Here is a 20,377-nt window from a genome sequence, read left to right on the forward strand (position 1 = left end):
ACTTGCGAAAAAATCATAGATCAAATCAGAAAATCTATTGAGTTTGCGGAAATTAGGTAAATGTTGAGCGATTACGGGAATCCGTAAAAACAGATGATAATTACCGCTTAAGTTTGAATTCCGGAGCTCTTAAAATTCAGGTTTAAAGTATTAGAAGATGATAAAAAAATGTTAATGAATTCGGCTTACTGAATGCTGGTTGCAGTGGTAAAAGTTAAAATTGTAAACTGATATGGATATCAGAATCATCATACGCATACATGATTGCATACAAAATGGCTATACAGGAAACCCCAAAGCGTTAAGTCAAAAATTAGGGGTCTCAGAACGGACTTTGTACAATTATATTTCTTTTATGAAAGCAGAATTAAAGGCTCCAATAGTTTTTAATGCAGAGAAGAGAAGTTATGAGTATGTGGGGGAGTGTGGGTTGAGGTTTGAGGGGTAAAAAAATCAAGTGAAATTTAATGTGGTAAAAATCACAAGCTCTAGTGATAGATTTAATAAAAAAGAACTAAATGAACATAATTTCAAATACAGGTATTCAGTGCTTTACTTTTCCATTGGAAATCAACTTAAATGATGATTTTAAAATGTTCTTTCATGAGTGGTTTGATACGAATGAAAGTCAATTAAAATTAGAAATTGCTCATTTTTTTTCAGATGAAGATATTTGGGTAAAAAAGTGGGATTTATCAGAATTGGGGTATGTTGAAAGGGTTCGTGGTAATGTCATTGATGAGTGGGAAAATATCAAAGAAGATTTTTTAAAAGATGGAAAAAAAATAATTCCTATTGACACTGATAATCCAAAAGATTCAGGATGTTTTCAGATGTCAATTAATCGATTAAATTGGGAAAGACTTGAAAACAAATGGTTTCCAATGCCATTTTTTTTGTTAAATGGTAAAATATCAGAATTTGGGCCAACAAATTGGTGTCGTTTTAAACTAATACCTGAATCTACTGATTTAAGATTTAAAAAATATAATCTGTTAATTGCTTTTGATACTAGAACTAAGTTTGAGAACGATAATTTTGAAGATGAAGATCTTCAGGAAACTCCTGTATTTACAAATGATTTTGATAAATCAAAAGAGTATGCTTTGTGTAATAGTGAATACAAACTAATACGATATTTTACAGAAGCTTCTAACTGCGAATGGGTAGATAAATATTTACTGAAACACTATCATAATATTGACAGCATAAATGAATTTAAGGGACAAAAACCTAAATTAGAATATTTGGCTCAGTATATATTCTTAATCCGATACATTTTTAAAAATAATGTATTACCAAAAGTGACATTGTATTCAGATAAAAATGTAGCTCATGGTAATGTTGACTTAGTAGTTGATATTGGTAATTCTCGTACTTGTGCCGTTTTGTTTGATAATAGTGATTTTACTAAATCTAGTCCTTTGGAATTACTAGATTTCACAGAACCAGTTTTTTCCGGAAAGCTTTACAAATACAGAGACTCTTTTGATATGAGATTAGCATTCCGTGAGGCGGATTTTGGAGGAAAGTTTGGCCTAGTAAACAGTCAACAATTTGTTTTCCCTAGTATGATTCGATTAGGAAAAGAAGCTAATAAATTAATCCATAGAGCAACGAATTTGAATACAGGAGCTGAAAAGACAAGCACTTTTTCAAGTCCTAAACGATTTTTATGGGATACTAAACCTCAAAAGCAAGAATGGGAGTTTGTTCAGTTAGAAGGAGAAGCCACAAAACCAATCTATATTAAAGGTATTTCAGAACAATTAAATTCTGATGGATCCTTGAACACAGATGGAGGTGGAGGCATCACAATGCACTATTCCCGCAAAGCTTTAATGACTTTTGCTTTTCTTGAAATTCTTGCTCAAGCAAAAATGCAAATAAACAGTTATGAGCAAAGAAATCATTGGGGCAATGAATCCATGCCCAGAAGAATTGGCAAAATCATTGTTACATGTCCCACGGCTATGTCTCGATTAGAACAAGCTGCCTTGCGAAAATGTGCAGAAGATGCAGCCATAATTCTTGATAGATTTTTTTCCAATACTTATCAAAAAGAAATTGAAGAGAAGCAAATTCGAAACAACATCAAAGTAATTCCTTCAGCTAATAAATTAATGGACAATGAGGATAGAAAAGAATGGATTTATGATGAAGCAACAGCAGCTCAATTTGTCTTTCTTTATGCTGAGATTGGAGAACGTTACCTTAAGAATGTCAAAGATTATTTTGATTTTTATGGTAAAATAAGACATGATATAGGAGATTATAGTAAAAAATCTCTAACTATGGGTTCAGTAGATATTGGTGCAGGTACAACTGACGTCATGATAGCTTCCTATAAATATGATGATAATGCCGGACAATGTGTTTTGACACCTGTTCCACTTTTTTGGGAGAGTTTTTATAAAGCAGGAGATGATTTGTTAAAAGAACTCATTAAACAACTTGTAATCGAGGGCAAATATTCTCCTATTGAAAAAAAGATGAAGGTGCTGAATATGTCTTCTTCTGAAATTGTAGAAAAAAACAATGATTTTTTTGGTGGAAATACCGGTATGTCCTTCCGAAATAAACAGCTTAGAGCAGATTTTAATCTACAGGTTTCAGTACAGATTGTATCTTTTTATCTTGAATTGATCAAACAAAACAAGGTTGAAAGTCAAATATTATCATTTAATGACATTTTCAATAATAATCTACCCACTAAAAATGTGCTCAATTATTTTAAACAGCATTTTGGGTTTGAACTAGAATCTCTCCAATGGCAATTTGAGAGAAAAATTACCTCTTCAATTATTGAAAAAACATTTGATTCACTTATAGGAAAAATCTCTTCACTCTTTTCACATTATTCATGTGATATAGTCTTAATTTCAGGAAGACCGTCATCGTTGAAACCGCTAACTGATTTATTTTTAAAATATTATGCAATATCTCCAAACCGCTTGAAATCGATGAATGATTATAGAGTTGGTAGATGGTATCCTCAAGATAAACGATATAAATATATTGACGGTAATGGTAAATTTATTAATCCAAAATCAATAATTACAACCGGGGCAATGATTGGACATATTGCTGAAAATGGTGGTCTAAATGGTTTTTCATTAAATCTAAAAGAACTAAAAGAAAAGTTAGTTCCCAAAACTAATTACTTTGGGAAGCTTAATGAACAACTCGAGTTTTATGAAACTATAATATCTCCCGATTCTAATAGAGTTTCCTTTGAAGTTTTTTCAATTCCATTCAGGATTGGGGTTAGGCAAATAGATGTTCCATCCTACCCATCAAGACCTTTTTACATGTTTGATTTTAATGAATCAAGGCTCGAGGATCGGGTCAAAGGAAGATTAGATAATGAAAACGACATGAATGCTGTATATTCAGGAATAGATGAGCTAAAGTCAAAAATATTGTTGAAAATGCCACTCAAAGTAACAATTGTTCGTGATATAAATGAAGATATTGAGACACTTAGAGTAGAAGAGATTTTAAACAGAGATGGGAATTCTGAAAACTCCAATTTTTTCACTTTACAAGTTCAAAGTATGAGCGAAGTTGAAAATTTTTGGCTCGATTCAGGCATTTTTTCAGTAAATATTAATAATGCAAACAATTAAGTTAAAGAAAAGTAATAATGGAAATAACGATACAATCGCAACTAGAACTTATTGAAAAATCTAACGAATGGATTAAAAGTTCGTTAGATGGTGAAAAACAAAAAATTGCTTACCATAAAATGGTAGATTGCCGTCGTTCTTTAAATAAAAAAAGATTTGCTTTAGAGGGAAATCCTGCTGCAGCTATTTATGGAGAAAGTCAGGTAGGTAAATCATATCTTATCAGTAGTTTGTTGTCTGAAGAAGGAAAACCATTTAGTATTGTTGATGAGAATAAAATTGCCTATAATTTTATTAAAGAAATCAATCCTCCAGGTGGAGGTAATGAATCGACTAGTTTAGTCTCTCGTTTTTCTGTAAACAGTAAACCAATAAATTCAAAGTTTCCTGTAAAAGCAATTTTACTGACTCCTGCTGATTTAGTCTTAGTATTATGTGATAGTTATTATAATGACATCAAAGCAGATCATAATTTAATACTCCAAACAGATCAAATAAATTCAGAAATATTTCAGATTACCAACAATTTAAAAAATCGAAATAAACAGCAACATGTGTTTAATGAAGATGATATTTTGGATATGCGGGATTATTTCAAAGAAAACTTCTCTTTGAAAGGTAGCAATATTCTTTTTTCAAAATTTTTTGAAGAAATTTCATTGAATATATCTAAGTCTAATCCCGGTGAGTGGAAAGATATTTTTTCAATTCTATGGAACAAAAACGAAAGGTTTACTAATTTGTTTGAGAAATTGATTTTCGAATATGAAAAATTGAAATTTAGTAATACGGTCTATTTACCTATGGAATCTGTATTATACAAGCATGGTACTTTACTTGATGTTAAACGATTAAAAGAAATTTACATAGAACCTAATAAAATTGAATCTGAGTATAAACCTGACACAAGAGTATTATTGCCAGACAATAGCGAAATAGTTTTTCTGAAGTCATTTCTTTGTGCATTATCTACTGAATTAGTTTTTTCTCAACAAGAAACAATACTTGAAAGCAAGCCATTTCTCAAAGAGACAGATTTGCTTGATTTCCCGGGTGCAAGAGCTCGAATGACATTACCTGAAAATGAAATTAATGATGAAAATGTAGCTGAATTACTTTTAAGGGGTAAAGTTGCTTACTTGTTTAATAAATATTCTGACTATGGCAAAATAAGTATTTTTGTTTTGTGTGCTAAACATGAAATGGCTGCTCAACGAGCTATGCCTACCATGTTAAACAATTGGATAAATAAATTTATTGGTGATTCTCCTGATAAAAGAGAAGTCTTTATAAGCAATTCAAAAATTCCGCCTTTATTTATAGTTGGAACATTTTTTAATGTTAACCTTGAATATAATCCATTACTTGATAGTGAAGATAACCCATCTTCTCTTAATTATCGCTGGAACCAGAGGTTTGAAAGAACCTTAGCAGTGGAACTTCTTGACACAGACACTTATGAATGGTTCAGTAATTGGACAAAGTCTGAAAAGGATTTTAAAAATATTTTTCTACTACGGGATTTTGTTTACTCAGAATCTAAAAGTCAGATTTTTAAAGGATTTCTTGAGAAAGGAATGGAATCAGAAGAAATTAACCCCGCCAATTATCCGGATTTCAGAAAAAAACTTCGTGAATCTTTTATTGAATATCCTTTTATAAAACGTCATTTTGAAAGTCCATCGGAGTCTTGGGATAGTGCTGCAAGCATCAATAAAGATGGTTCTGAATTAATAATTCAAAAACTTAGCATAGCGGCAAACAATATCAATACTGCAAGAAAAGAAAAAATAAGAACAGATCTTAACGAGATTAAACAAACCATTCAAGGTGAATTGCTAAAACATTTTCATAGCAATGATAAGGATGAGGAACTTCAAAAAGCAAAATCCAAAGCTGGTTCCATTCAATTTAAACTAAATACAGCCTTTAGGGGTGATAATATTAAACTCTTTGGTCAATTGATAAAAGAGTTGATGATAGATGAATCAACCGTTTATGAGCTTTTCCGAAAAAAAATACATGATATTGAACATAGAGAAGTTAAAAATTTAAATACCTATAATACATATAGGTTAAGTGTTCCAGTAGTTGAAAATGATACTGTAGATTCTTATTTTGAACGGTTATGTGTTCATTATGAAAAAAACAATGAGGAAGAAAAACAAAAATTCCGGGATGAACTTGATATTAATCAAATTGATCTATTTGAATTAATAAGTAGTAATTCAGATCTTATTAAGAATAATGCACTTCAATTAGCTGAGGAATTAATTGAATTCTGGTTTGCTTACGTTACTCTAAGCGACAAGCACACAATTCAGCAAATTTTGGCAAGTGAAGGTTCTACTGCTTTACAAGATTTGACAGATATGTTTCAAAAACTATATAAAAAATTAAATCTGTCAAAACTCATAGCTGAGAAAATCAGACGATATCTTGAAGGTCAAAACAGGGTTGATTTACCTTATGAAATAATATCAGATATTAGTGCTGAACTATTAAATAAGTGTATAATTTCTATAGGATTTGATTACTTCGACACCGCAGAAATTAGTGATTTACAAGAAGCTAACTTAAATAATAATTTGGGATTAGTTTTAAGTCTTAATGAGAGTCAAAATGAAAAGTCAGTCTCTGAACTTTTTGAAAAAATTGATAAATGGGCAGAAATTATTCAAGATAACCCTGAAGAAATGAAATCCTTACCCAGTTATCAAAATTATATTTTGTGGTACAACAGATTGAAAATAGGTTTTGTATCAGTATGCGACATTCCAAATTATGACATTGTTGCAAATGAAAAACTGGGAGAAATTATAAAAGAAACTGAAGCGATTAATTACTAAAAATTGTCGATATGGTTATTGGAAAAAAGGAATTAATCAGTACAGATTTAAAATATTTTACAGCGATACAAGGTATTGATGGAAGAACCTTATTCCAAAGATATAATCATGCAGAATCAAATATTACACATAGGTATATAGATTCAAAATATCAGAATTTTTTAGCCCATCCGGTTCAAGACAACAATACCATCGTTTTCCATGGAAAAAAGTATGTTGAAATCCCCCAATTATTAAATGAGTTGGAAGGGGAAAATTATTTAAAATATGTATCAATTAAAGAGCAGACTATTGCTCATTATAAATCAAAAATCGAGCATCTTAGAGATTCTGGTAAGAATGATGAAGCTCAGTTTCTTTCTAATGCCATTAAATATATAGATGATCGATTTATTTATTGTTACGACGATATCGTAGTGCTTGGTATTTGGGGAATGAAATTACGAGAAAATATTAGAGAAGATATTAATGAAATTTGCAAACATTTAGTAGAAAAGAAAAAAAATGAACCCCATATCGAGGTTGAACCTCAAGAAGAAGTTATAATTGATCAAGTAAAGAAAGAATTTGAAAAAATAGAAGAGACAGAAAATAATGACGAGCCCGAGAATACAGAAAATCCAATAGCAAACAAAGAACCGTGGTATAGACGTTTCTGGAATTGGCTTAAAAAGTTGTTCACAGGGAGAGGATGCTTAAGATGGTTGTTGTGGCTTTTATTGATTTTATTATTACTTCTACTTTTCTTTTGGTTGTTTAGAAATTGTAGTGGACATCACTTAACCGGTGGAGCGGCCTTAAGCGATAATGATTCTACATGGGTAAAAAGTGATCCACGAGTGAGAAATGGTGGTGGAATTTATGACCCATACAACCCTTATAATCCTGTTCCAACTCCTCCTGAGTATGAAGGCATTTTACCGCCTAATCAGGGAGTTTTACCTCCTTTGGATGATAACAAAGAAATAATCCCTGGCAATCCAACAATTATTGGAAACCGTTTGAACATTTTAATGGAAAATGAAAATTTGTCTGTCATGGATTTTGCTAAAGATTTTAAAGTAAAATATCCGGATGCAAATTATAAAGTGGTTTATTATGACGATGTTGTAAAAAGATTGCAAATAGAATTTCCATCAGATCAACGAGAAATTTTGAAAAAAGAAATACCAGAAAAATTTAAACCCAAATATAATCTCTTTGTATTTGACGAGAGTTTATTTGAAGGAAATTATAAACCCAATGATCCTATAGTTAATGATAACAATAAAAATGGGTACCTAAATAAAATCAATGCATTTAAAGCTTGGGATATCTCTCAGGGCTCTGAAAAAATTACCATAGCTATTGTAGATAACGGATTTAATTTGAAGCATCCTGAATTACGAAGTAAAGTTATTCAGCCTTATAATGTTTGGAAACATTCAAATGAAGTGTTTCCTCTTAAAACGGATCACGGAACACATGTTGCCGGGATAGCCTTGGCTATTGCTGACAATGGAAAAGGCATATCAGGAATTGCACCGAACTGTAAATTTATGCCTGTACAGGTTGCCAATGAAGCCGGCGTGATGACAACAACTTCAGTATTAGATGGAATTTTATTTGCTTTATATCAAGGGGCAGATGTTATCAATGTATCATTAGGAACTCAATTTAGTGGCCTTTCTCAATTCTCAGAAGATACTCAAATGGAGTTAATACAAAATCATTTTAAAGAAGAGGAACGTCTTTGGCGAGAAGTCATGAGAATTGCGGCAAATCACAACGCAACCCTAGTCATTGCAGCCGGAAATGATAATGTATTGGCGGGAATAGACGCTTTACAACGTCCCGAACTTTTTATCACAGTAGCTGCAACTGCAACACATCGAGATAATCAGTCAAATACTAAAGCAAACTTTAGTAATTATGGTTCATTTTCTAAAATATCTGCACCGGGAGAAGGCATCTATAGTAGTATTGGATTAAATGACTATAAGTCTATGGATGGGACAAGTATGGCAGCACCCATTATAGCTGGTGCTGTAGCATTAATGAAAAGTATAAATGATAAACTAACTACAAAAGAAATCATTTGTATTCTTCAGAATACTGGTTTACCCACTCAAGGTAATATTGGTAATCTAATACAGTTAGATAAAGCTCTGTTAAAGGTAAAATCAGGCGACGTGGTTGATTGCACCCCTATACCATCAACGGGCGATGTACAAATACTCTTGAAATGGAATAATTATAACGACCTGGACCTTTATTGTACAGATCCTAATGGTGAAGCCGTTTGGTTCAAAAACAAAAGAGTCTCAAGCGGAGGAAAACTTGAAATTGATATGAATGTTGAATATCCTGACAGTAAAAAACCAATAGAAAATATTTATTGGCCAAATAATGCTGCACCTAATGGAACCTATAATGTTTATGTGATTTATTACAAAATTCATGAGCCAAATATTGATGCAACTTCTTATACGGTATCTGTAAAATATGGTAGTAAAACAGAAGAATTTAAGGGGTCAATAAAAAAAGAAAATAATGCTATTCACATTGGCTCATTTACATTAGAAAGTGATATTAATTCACAAAGACAATCTAATACACCCAATTCTGAGGTGGACAGCAAGAAAAATGCTCTTTTAGAGAAGCGAAATAGCTTAAAAGAAGAACTCGAAAGAGTAGAAAGAGAATTAAAAGAAATAGGAGTAATTAATTAAATGCAAAAAATTAAATATGAATCAATCAAAGTATCCTTTAGCCTTAGTTATTAATGTACTAACTGCAATTGCAATTGGTTATGTTTGTTTTTTAGGATTGAATTTTTATACGCTTGGCGATAAGATGCGAAGTATTATATTTTCTGTAGTTATCATAATTTTTCTTATAGCAACATCTGTTGGGGCCAGACAACTCAAAAAAACAAAGCGTAATTGTAAAAGATGTCGAGTTATGGAATGGATGTTACTGATCCTTTTTACTTTGATAGTGGTTGGAATTACCTATTTTCCGTTTTCTCACTATTTTGGAGTAACCATTAATAAGGAGGAAATTCAAAGTAAAGTTTTAAGCAATATCAGTCATTTTGAACAATTATATGATGACTACGAGAAATATGTAAAACAAAGGGACTCTAATTACCTTAGAAAACTTGAAAATGCTGTAAATTATAGATTAGGAGATCGATCAGATTTTAACTGTTTTGGTTTTGATGAACAATCCGGGGTTAGTTTACAAACACAAATTAGTACCAAACATAGTGTGCTAAAACTGATATTAATTCCTGCAAACTTTAAATCCTTAAAAAGCAGTGACTCAGTATGGTTAAAAGATGCACAGAAAAGTGTAGAAAATTGGGAGCCCATTAGCTTAGTTGATGTGATTAATAATATACAAACGAATACCAGTACAAGTCTCAATAATTTAATTAATATTTCACAAAAGAGAGCAGCCTGTGAAGATGATTTGTCTTTTATTTTTCCTAACCCATCATTTCCAGATGTAAAAAATCAGTTTACAACAATTGGCAAGCCCTCTCCTTTATCTATTTTAATTTCAATTTTGGGTTATGTGTTAATGCTTTTATATTGGTTTATTACCAAACGAGACTCCCGTTGTATCGGAGCCTTGAAAACAGCTGAATACGAAGTAGTATTATAAATTATAAATTAAAAATATGGACAGAGACAATATATTTAACAATATTGATGACTTACCAGCAGAACAATTATTTGAATACATAATTCAAGGAATAGTAACCTTACCTGAATTAAGACAAACTGGTCAATTAGATGCATCCAAAAGAAGAGTAATTGAAAAATTATTAAAAGATAGAGAAAAAGAAGAGGAGGAATTTTGGGAACAGTGTATTGAAAATAATACAATTAGTGCATTTTCTGATTATATAGAAAAATATCCAAATGGGATTTTTAAATTAGAAGCAAAGAATAAAATTTCTCATTTAGAAGATGATAATGCATGGAATAATGCTCAAGATCAAAATACTATTCTAAGTTTTACGCAGTATCTTGGTATGTACCCAAATGGTAAATTCACTTTAGAAGCAAAAAATAAAATAAAGGAACTGGAAGAAAATGGTTTTGAGATTGGTGAAATAAAAAAAAATCCCAAAGAATTTCCCGCAGATAAAATAAGATACTATTTGTCAAATGGACAATTATCCAAAGAAGATTTGTTACAAAAGAATATTCCTGAGGAAGTAATTCACAAACTATTGAAAAATGAATCTACTCCAGATTTTGTATTGGGTTCAACACCTGCTTCTATACCAGATGGTTTCACTGAGGTTTATTTTTGGGGAATTAGGGGTTCCGGTAAAACAACTGCACTTTCTGCGGTTTTAAGCACAGCCAATAAAAATGGTTTATTAGAAATAGCTCAAGGCCCGGGATATAACTATATGTTGCAATTACAAAATCTTTTTTACGATAAAATATCAACTTTACCAGCAGGAACACCTTCTGATAAAACTCAATATTTACCGTTTATATTAAAGAAAAGTAATGAAAGAAATGCTCGTTCGGTTTCACTTATTGAATTAAGTGGTGAAATTTTTCAATGCTTCCTTTACAAGAACGCATCAAAGCCACTGCCGACCAAACAACATGAAGAAACTTTCAACACTTTAATTAAATATCTAAATGGACCTAATCGCAAAATGCATTTCTTTTTTGTTGATTATGACAGAGGGAATGATGCTGATCAAGACAGTTACAGACAGTCCCATTATCTTAATGCTGCAGCTACCTTTTTTAATGATTCTCAATATAATATTTTCGGCAAATCAACCGATGCTATTTATATTGTTTTGACAAAAAGTGATTTGATGCCTCAATCTGAATTCACAAAAAGAGAGCAAGTAAAGGAATACTTAAATAGTAGCAATTATTTAGGATTTGTAAACTCACTAAGAGATAAATGTAAAAAGCATAGTATAAATGGTGGTCGAATTTTAGGACTCCCCTTTTCACTAGGGACGGTATATTTTGAAGAAATCTGTGATTTTAACTCTGAAACAGCAGAAAATATTATTGATATATTAATGCGTAGAATTGATCCAAAGGGTAACAGCATATTAGATGTGTTTAATAAATAATTTATAAAGATGGATTTAGTAATCTATGCAACAAAAGATGGGCTACGAACATTATATTCAACGAATGATGATATTGCTTATTTGATTGCTGAAGAAAAAAGAAGTGGTGCAAGTAAAGACAGTTCATTGGGGGGATTTGTTTATGGATTATCATTTATAGAAAGTGGCTTTGTATTTACAAAATATCTTATAGTTAAAGATACTCTTCGCAGTAATGCTCTGGGTTTCATTGCGTTTTCATTGCATATAAATCAAAATAAAACAATAAAAGGAACAGAGGTTAAATACATACTTGACAAGTTATCCGTAGATTATACCAACGCATATATAAAGGATAATTATCTAAACAGAAGTGAAAAAAAATTAATTCGAGAAGATTGGGGATTTGTAAAAGCTATTTTAAGTGAATATAAGGAACAGGATAGAAATCGAATAGAAGAATTAATAGAATGTGGAGCTAAAGACCCTGCACATATATATTATAAGAATGAAGCGGAGTTATTTGAATATTTTGACAAACCTTTTCAAGAAGAATATGGTGACTTCAAACAAATATATTTTATTGCTAATGATTTAAAGGATAACGATAAAAATCCTCTAAATGTCTTGATTAACTCTGGAATTGAACTTAAAGATATAGATTTAAAAAATGAGTATTTCTACTTAAATAACTATAATCGAAGTAAAGGAATAATAATTATTGCGAATGGTAAAGAACGTTCTGATGGGAAAAATAATAATTCTATAAGAGCTAAATGGCCGGTTGAAATAAAATATTCAAAGGATGATAGATGTTTTTGGCCTATTAGAGCTATTGGAACTTTATCAAATCCAGATTCAGAAATCTTTAAATACTTAGAATTAAAAGGTAATCAAGTTTTAATTAAATGGGATGCCTTTTCTAATCCAGAGCCAAAATCTAAATCAATTACATTTATTGTAAAAAATTTTGGCGGAGAATTTATAAATGATGCTGAAATTCAAATAGGTACAAAACCTAAATTTAATGTAACAGATTATAAATTTACTTATGAGTTTAAAGGAGAGGATATTATTAGAAAAAGCAGCATTTCGTTTAATAAAGAAAATTTTAAAAAAACAATTTATGATTTTATACCTGAATTAGCTAGAGAAATAGTAGAGATAAAACTAGATGAACATAAATTAATATCTATTGAAATTAAAGACCTAATCACATCCTCAAAGATTGAGGGATTTCAGGTTTGGACTAAGCTTACAAATGGATATAAAACTACCAATGAATTAGAATATATTAACGAACAGATTGATGATAAATATGATATTACTATTCGTAAAAATGGATATGAAGACACTATAATCAATGATTTTATTCCAAGAAATAGTTTCAAAATTGAAAGTTATTTAAAAGAAAAACAAAAAATACAATTAGAATCTAAACAATATAAAATTGATGCTGGTGAGCATGGAAAAAAAACTGGTGATTGTCCAGGTTACTCAAATTTTAGCAATGGTAGTGATTTAAATCGAAATGTTATTAAAGCAAAAAGTGGCTGGAAATTTATTGGCTGGAAACTCGACGACTCTAAGAACACTTTAATTGCTCAATACGAAAAAGTATCTATTGTTAAAAAACCTGTTTTTGTCATTTCACTTATTGCTTCAATTGCAATAATTGGATTCTGTGCTTGGTTAATTTTCAAAACAGATAATACAAGTGAAAATAAAGAACCGTTAAGCTTTAGTCAGATTAAAAACTATATAGAAGGTGACTCACTTTTACTTGACAAATTAAATACATTTAAAAGAGATTTTGAACATCAAAAACCAAGTGTTATTGAAAAAAACAATGGTTTAACTGATTGGATAATTGGAAAAAAGAAATCATTAGATTCCACAGAATTGATGGCATGGAGAGAAAAATTAAAAATTATTGATGAGGCCATATTTAAAAGAGAGTTTGTAAATAATAAAGAATTTAAAGAGCTCTTAAATTCAAAATATTCCTACTCTAATATGCAACAGCCATTTTTTGAAGCTATTAAAAAAATAGACACTTTACAATACGATGAAATTAAAAGAAAACTTGGTAATGTTGATGATAAAACATTGTCGGAAATCGTTGATATACTAAATAAAATTAAAAGTGAAGAAAAATCACCTAAAATAAATGATGATAACAAAAGAGATAAATTAGCTCAACAGTCGGATGATAAATCATCACCGACAAAAGCACAAACCAATAAATTAAATCAAACTTCAAATACTTCAGAAAATACAAATAATGAAATTTCTTCTAAAGCTAACAATGAAATTCTCATATCAAAACTAAAGGGTAATTCAATAACTATTCCCGAACTTGAGACTTATAAAAATGAAAACAAAAAATTCATAAATAGCATTGATCTTTATATTAATTTTCTTAAATATTTACATGAGGGCAATAATCAAAAAGAAGATTATGATAAATTACTAAAAAAAGTAAAAGAAGATAGCTTACTTAAAAATAGTGATTTAAAAAGATATTTAGATCAGATTTGTACCAATTCAGAATCATTTCAAAAATTTAATTCAATTACTGGAAAAGGGACAATAAAGACTTTGAAAGAATTACAAAAAAAACCACACAATGAAGGTAATTAAAATTAGTTTAGCATTAGCTGTAGTAGGACTCATTTCATACTTAGTATTTATTTCATTGAGTGGCTCCCCAGAAAAAGAAGAAGTACCACCTGCAAATAATACTCAAATAGCTGAAATAGAGGGAAAAATTAAAAATTTAGGTAATTTATCAACTGATAAATTTTCTAAAGAAACTTATGAGGAAATAAAATATTTAATAAGCGAGTATCACAAAAACAAACTTTTAGGCAAAGACACTTATCAGAATGACCATTGGAGACAACTTCTGTTAAAAGATTTGTATTTCACTTATACAGATAAGTTTATCAGTCAGGTTTATTACGTATTCAATGGAACTGAATGGAAAGTTGATAACTTGAGTTTTATCAGAAAAGAGACCAACTCATTGCGTTCTTCGGTTTTCTTGGAAAAAAACAGTACGCTAGATAATACCCTTGTGAAAATTCAACAGGTTCTTAGTAAGTATGATGAGATTAATAGTTTTATCAAATCATCTAGAGGCTTCTACTATTCAGACTATACACTTAAATCAAGATTCCCATTTTCTGATTTTAAATCAGAGATTTCAAAAGTAGAAATATATAAAAGTAAACAAAAAGGAGAATACCTGAAAAACTGCAAACGTTTACAAAATGAACTGGATGACGTAAAGAAAAAATTAATCAATTCATATTTAATTTATTTGGAGAATAAAATTGGTCAATGGGTTGGTAAGTACAAACAGAATGATTTCAATTCTTTTAATGAATATCAGACCATTATTTACAATCCCCTAAGGCAAGAATTAAGTGACTTTGAGGAAAGATGTAAAGGAAATAATTTTTCATTTGATTCTAACAGATATAGTATTTTATTAAGCAATTTGAATAAAGATCGAACTGAGGCATATAAGTTTATTGATTAAAAACAAAAGTATGAAAATTAAAATGTCATTGTTATTCTTGGTTATTAATTTTTGTATGGTCCACGCCCAACAGGAACTAATAAGTGAAATTAAAAATCAAACCATTGTCATCGATAGCTTATCAAAAGTTATCAAGAAGGAAAGAGATGATTTAAAGTTGTTGAATGAAAAATTCAAAATCAAAACTGACTCTATTAATGGTTTGAAATCTACACTTTCAAAATTGGAAAAGTTTAAAAATGAAAAGAAAAAATTTGATGAACAATTAAAACTAAAAAGTGATTCTATTTCTACTCTGATAAAACAAAAGAATGAAATTACTCAAAAAATATCTGATGATAAAATGAAATACGAGCAAAACATGATAAGTGAAAAAGAAAAAACTAGATTGGAGTTTTTAAATCAAATCACTAATTTTTACAATGGAAAAAGTTTTGACGAATTAATTCTTAACTCATCTAAAAATACTATTGAACGAGACTTAAAAATTACAGGTACTACTGAATTAAAACTACTTTTAAATGACTTGAAAGTCTATTTTGAGGCACGAGATTTACTTGATAACCGATTTAATGCTGAAGTAACGAAAACCAAATTAGATAATTTGAACAAAATTAAACAACAGTCAGTTTTACTAGAAAAATTAAAGGATCAACTAGAGAATTATCAATCAGTGAATAATGGGTTAATTGAATGTTTAAAGAGCTTAATTGACTTAGATATGAAGGGCTTGGTAATGTCAAATTCAGGACATGATAAAGAGGTTATCCAACTAAAACTTAATAAAATTCAAACTCAGATTTCAAAATTTATATTTGACTTCGACTTTAATCATGCGGATTATCCATATTTATCAAATGTTTTGTCCAAAGTAATTAAACTTAAAGTTCCAAATCCCGATGCTGACATTTCTAAATTGTTAAAAAACATTGAATAGCATGAAACAATATGTTTTACTTTTTTTTACAATAATAATTTCTCAAATAGTATGTGGTCAAAACTATTTGGAAGAAGGTGATCTATGTTTTAGAAGTGGAGATTATGCTTGTGCTGAGTCAAAATATGACATATTATTCAAAAATGCAAGTGGATCAGATAAGCAAATAGCAGAAGTTAAGTTAGAACGAGCAAAACTTTGTGGCAAGAATTTAAATCTTGCAAATCAAGAATATCAATCTAAAAATTATAGAAAGGCGATAGAGTTTTATCAATTAGTGTTAGATTCTAATCCTAAAGATGCTTTTGCAAAAAGTCAAATTGAAAAATGTAAAAATTTTATTGATTCCAGAAATAATACAAGTTTTAGTGTGTCAAAAAACAAATTATCTTTTACTTCATCTGGTGGTAGAGAGAATGTCACTGTAATCACAAATTCCAATTCATACACTATAAATTTATTGCCCTTCTGGTGTACAGTGCAAAAATATAATGATTATTTTGTGATAAACTGTGCTAAAAACAATGAAAGCAATAGTAGAAGAGATTATTTCAATGTAGTCTCAGGTAACAAAACAATAAGGGTGGATATCGACCAACAAGGGAACACGGTGAAACGGGATATTTATCTTAATGTATCACCAAAAAATTTGAATTTTAAATCTGGAAGTGAATCAGAAGAGAGAACATATATATCAACTAACGCGGATTTGTATAATGTTTCTTTAGTTCCTCCATGGTGCGTTATCAATAAATATAAAGAATATATAACAGTTTCATGCCTGCCCAACAATAGTGAATATATACGGTCAGATTGGTTCAAAATAACTGCTGGTGATAAAGAAGTAAAAATTTATGTAACCCAGGAGGGAAAAGGTTTTAAGTCGTCTGAAAAGAAAGTAAAATCAAAGCCTTCAAGATTGGGTAGCTTTTCTAATTTTGGAGTTGTTACAGGTGAGATTGCCAGATATGGTATTTTGTATGAAACAGGCGGCAGAAGAGCCGTTGGCTTCCACATGTCAGCCCGAAGCAGTTTAACTAATGAAGAGGACATCCTTAATGAAATTGTAATTAAAAATAGAAATGAAGTTGTTTTAGGTCCTAATTTCAAAATTTTTCCAAGATTATATTTAAATCTGGGTGTTGGATATGGGTATTACAACTATCTCGAAAGAAATGATTTTGGAGGGACTCCTAGTGTGGAAATGCAGGGGTATACCCTTTCAAGTGCCGGGATGACTTTTCGAATCTCAAGGGTTGTGAGTATCAATGGAGGAGCGTCTTTTATGGATATTGAGAAGGACATTTACAGACCGGAAATTTTCGGTGGTATAACCTTCAACCTGAAGAAAAAATAACCAACAATTACAGTCATAAATTTAAAAATTTGGTTTCTATGAAATACAATATAACATTCCCAATATTATTTTTAATATTAATTGTTTTTATTAATGGATGCGACAAAGAACATGAATTTGGTTTTCAGCCCAATGCAGTTCGTACCTTTGAAGTCTCTAGTGTAAATCAGACCTCTGCTGTTGTATCAGGTGAAATTGTGTCCAATGGGGGTAAAACTTTAACAGAGAGAGGTATTTGTTGGCATACATCACCTGGATCAAAAATTAATAACAATAAAAAAACAAATTCACCTTTTACCATAGGAATTTTTTCTTCAACAATTGAGAATTTACAACCGGGAACAACCTATTATGTTAGAGCTTTTGCTACCAATACCTCAGGAACTGCTTACGGAAATGAATTGACGTTTTCTACAAATCCTGCAACCATTCCAATTTTATCTTCCACAAAAGAGGTCACAAATATTACCCAAACGACAGCGGTGAGTGGTGGAGTCATATCTAATGATGGTGCTGCAGCCATCACTTCAAAAGGGGTTTGTTGGAATACATCTGCCAATCCAACAATTAATAATTCAAGAACAAATGACGGTACAGGAATATCAACCTTTAATAGTAACCTAACTAACTTGACACCAAGTACAACTTATTATGTGAGAGCGTATGCTACCAATTCTGTTGGAACTGCTTATGGTAACCAAATTACATTTACTACTGCTTCATTAACATTACCCACAATTCAGACCAATTCAATTACATCAATCACACAAACAACGGCAACCGGGGGTGGAAATGTTACCAATAATGGAGGTGCTAACGTAACCTCAAGGGGAGTATGTTGGAGTACAACACCCAATCCCACTTTAAGCAACAGTTTTATAATCAGTGGAAATGGTGGTGGAGTATTTTCAAGTAATTTAACAGGACTAAATCCAGGTACAACCTATTTTGTAAGAGCCTTTGCTACGAATAGTGTTGGAACTGCTTATGGTAATACTGTTTCATTTATAACAAGTCCCGCAACAATTCCAACTGGTGTCCAGACTAATACGGTAAGTTCAATTACTCAAAATACTGCATTATGTGGTGGAAATGTTACCGGAACCGGTGGATCCCCCATCACACAACGAGGTGTTTGCTGGAGTAATACAACAACAACACCTACTATTGCAAATCCCAGAACTAACGATGGTTCAGGTACCGGGACATTTACAAGTAATATTTCTGGGCTTTTGCCAAATACAACTTACCATGTCAGGGCTTATGCCACAAACAGTGTTGGAACTGCCTATGGAATTAACAGAACCTTTACAACAACGGGATCAACAATACCAGTTGTTTCATCAACTACAGCTGTTTCAGGAATAACATTTAATTCCGCAAACAGTGGTGGAACAATTTCTAGTAATGGAGGATCTGAGGTTATTTCACGTGGCGTGTGTTGGAGTAATACCAACTCAAATCCAACCATTGCTAACAGTACAACAAACAATGGAACAGGAGTAGGAACCTTTTCAAGCTCGATGACAAATATGTTGCCCAATAGTCTTTATTATGTGAGGGCTTATGCCACAAACAGTGTTGGTACAGGATATGGAAATGTTCGTACATTTACTACTTTACCTTCCCCGGTTTCTGTTGGTCAAAGTTTTCAAGGAGGAATAGTAGGTTACATATATCAACCCGGTGATATTGGTTATGTTGCAGGCCAGATAAGAGGTATCATTGTGGCAACAACAACTCAAAGTACAGGTGCACAATGGGGTTGTTCAGGCGTTTCAATAAATGGAACATCTAGTAATTTGGCCTCAGGATTAAATAATACCAATTTAATAGTTAATGGTTGTTCTACATCCAATATTGCTGCAAGGATATGTTTTAATTTAACTTCTGGTGGGTTTAGTGATTGGGTATTACCAAGTCATGATGAATTAAATAGATTGTATTTAAATAGAAGTGCAATTGGAGGTTTTCTGAATACCTCATACTGGAGTTCAACTCAAGCAACATCAACAACAGCCAGAAGTATAAATTTCAGTAATGGAACAAGTAATAATGTTACGAAAACAAGCTTGTTATACGTTAGGGGAATCAGGTATTTTCAAATTTAGATTCTTGATTATACTTTTTTTGATTAAAGAACTTTGTACTTTTTTTAAAGGTTTATTTCAAGTTTTAAATATTTTCATTAGAATGAATACTTAATCCGATGACCCAACCTCTAAACATACCAACCTCCAATAAAATTGGGATACTAACCTTGTTTTTAGGAGTGTCCTGTGTCGGTTTGATGATTAAGTTACCTCCAATATTCCGATCTATTGATAAAGAAATGCACTTTTTGTTTTTCCTCTTCAGTGCCGCTTTTGTAAACGTTTTATTCGGCAACGGGAAAGTGGTTCCTCATATAGTTATTTTCATAGCGTTATTGTTTTTTGGCTATTTTATCGAACATGCCCAAGAGTTTTCCAATCGATTTTTTGCCAAACGAATTCACGGCAATTTTGACCCCGAAGATTTGAAATACAATAGTATGGGGCTAACGTTATTCTCGGTGTTATGGTTCTTTAATACAATTACCTTGAAGCTGTTTCATTTTTTATATAAACGAAATTCCCATGAATAACCTCCTCAAAATCATCCTCGCCCTCTTACTCTTCCTCTGCCTCTTCAACATGCCTTATGGCTACTACCAGTTTGTACGATTTGCAGCGATGGGAAGCTTTTTATGGTTGGGATGGGAAGCACATCAACAGGGGAAATCCATTGAAGTATTTGTGTTTTTACTGTTGGCATTACTATTCCAACCCTTTCTTAAAATTGCTTTAGGGAGAACAATTTGGAATAACGTGAATGCAATAGTAGGAGTAGGGCTGTTGATTTCCATAAAAAAAACTAAATCATAATTTGGTTAAGTTTTCAAAGAAATGTATCAATTAACAAGAAATCTCATTTTTATATTACACTACAAA

General features: G+C 31.1%; 13 protein-coding genes. All 13 read left to right on the forward strand.

Translation table 11 applies throughout. The features are described 5' to 3' along the window. Nucleotides 1-232: 232 nt before the first annotated feature. The 13 genes from V7M80_RS13175 to V7M80_RS12805 all read left to right on the forward strand — a co-directional run bounded on the left by V7M80_RS13175 (nucleotide 233) and on the right by V7M80_RS12805 (nucleotide 20,311). On the forward strand, nucleotides 233-448 hold the full coding sequence (locus tag V7M80_RS13175; protein ID WP_442902353.1) for an HTH domain-containing protein: 216 nt from the start codon (nucleotides 233-235) through the stop codon (nucleotides 446-448). Nucleotides 449-518: 70 nt separating this feature from the next. Further along, the gene (locus tag V7M80_RS12750; protein ID WP_333696696.1) at nucleotides 519-3,629 is read left to right on the forward strand and encodes a virulence factor SrfB; all 3,111 of its coding nucleotides are present in this window, start codon (nucleotides 519-521) and stop codon (nucleotides 3,627-3,629) included. A 17-nt stretch (nucleotides 3,630-3,646) separates the two neighbouring features. Beyond that, complete coding sequence (locus V7M80_RS12755) at nucleotides 3,647-6,478, forward strand: virulence factor SrfC family protein (protein WP_333696698.1); 2,832 nt, start codon at nucleotides 3,647-3,649, stop codon at nucleotides 6,476-6,478. 11 nt (nucleotides 6,479-6,489) lie between these two features. Continuing rightward, nucleotides 6,490-9,189 (forward strand): S8 family serine peptidase, encoded by a 2,700-nt coding sequence (locus tag V7M80_RS12760; protein ID WP_333696699.1) that lies wholly within the window; start codon nucleotides 6,490-6,492, stop codon nucleotides 9,187-9,189. 16 nt (nucleotides 9,190-9,205) lie between these two features. Next, a complete protein-coding gene (locus V7M80_RS12765) occupies nucleotides 9,206-10,129 on the forward strand; it encodes a hypothetical protein (RefSeq protein WP_333696701.1) in 924 nt (307 codons plus the stop codon). A 16-nt stretch (nucleotides 10,130-10,145) separates the two neighbouring features. Beyond that, complete coding sequence (locus tag V7M80_RS12770; protein ID WP_333696703.1) at nucleotides 10,146-11,585, forward strand: hypothetical protein; 1,440 nt, start codon at nucleotides 10,146-10,148, stop codon at nucleotides 11,583-11,585. Nucleotides 11,586-11,594: 9 nt separating this feature from the next. After that, nucleotides 11,595-14,207 carry a hypothetical protein gene (locus V7M80_RS12775; RefSeq protein ID WP_333696704.1) on the forward strand — a complete coding sequence of 871 codons (2,613 nt, stop codon included), beginning with the start codon at nucleotides 11,595-11,597 and terminating at the stop codon, nucleotides 14,205-14,207. Continuing rightward, nucleotides 14,194-15,111 (forward strand): hypothetical protein, encoded by a 918-nt coding sequence (locus V7M80_RS12780; RefSeq protein WP_333696705.1) that lies wholly within the window; start codon nucleotides 14,194-14,196, stop codon nucleotides 15,109-15,111. The genes V7M80_RS12775 and V7M80_RS12780 overlap by 14 nt, the downstream gene beginning before the upstream one ends. A gap of 10 nt (nucleotides 15,112-15,121) precedes the next feature. Further along, nucleotides 15,122-16,048 carry a hypothetical protein gene (locus V7M80_RS12785; protein WP_333696707.1) on the forward strand — a complete coding sequence of 309 codons (927 nt, stop codon included), beginning with the start codon at nucleotides 15,122-15,124 and terminating at the stop codon, nucleotides 16,046-16,048. Nucleotide 16,049: 1 nt separating this feature from the next. Then, complete coding sequence (locus V7M80_RS12790; RefSeq protein WP_333696709.1) at nucleotides 16,050-17,405, forward strand: BACON domain-containing protein; 1,356 nt, start codon at nucleotides 16,050-16,052, stop codon at nucleotides 17,403-17,405. Nucleotides 17,406-17,443: 38 nt separating this feature from the next. After that, nucleotides 17,444-19,516: a hypothetical protein gene (locus V7M80_RS12795; RefSeq protein WP_333696710.1), complete on the forward strand. Its 2,073-nt coding sequence runs from the start codon at nucleotides 17,444-17,446 to the stop codon at nucleotides 19,514-19,516. A gap of 230 nt (nucleotides 19,517-19,746) precedes the next feature. Then, the gene (locus tag V7M80_RS12800; protein ID WP_333696712.1) at nucleotides 19,747-20,031 is read left to right on the forward strand and encodes a hypothetical protein; all 285 of its coding nucleotides are present in this window, start codon (nucleotides 19,747-19,749) and stop codon (nucleotides 20,029-20,031) included. After that, nucleotides 20,024-20,311 (forward strand): DUF6804 family protein, encoded by a 288-nt coding sequence (locus V7M80_RS12805; RefSeq protein WP_333696713.1) that lies wholly within the window; start codon nucleotides 20,024-20,026, stop codon nucleotides 20,309-20,311. Before V7M80_RS12800 ends, V7M80_RS12805 begins: the two co-directional genes overlap by 8 nt. Nucleotides 20,312-20,377: the final 66 nt, after the last annotated feature.

The organism is Flavobacterium sp. (assembly GCF_036759525.1).
GTDB lineage: Bacteria > Bacteroidota > Bacteroidia > Flavobacteriales > Flavobacteriaceae > Flavobacterium.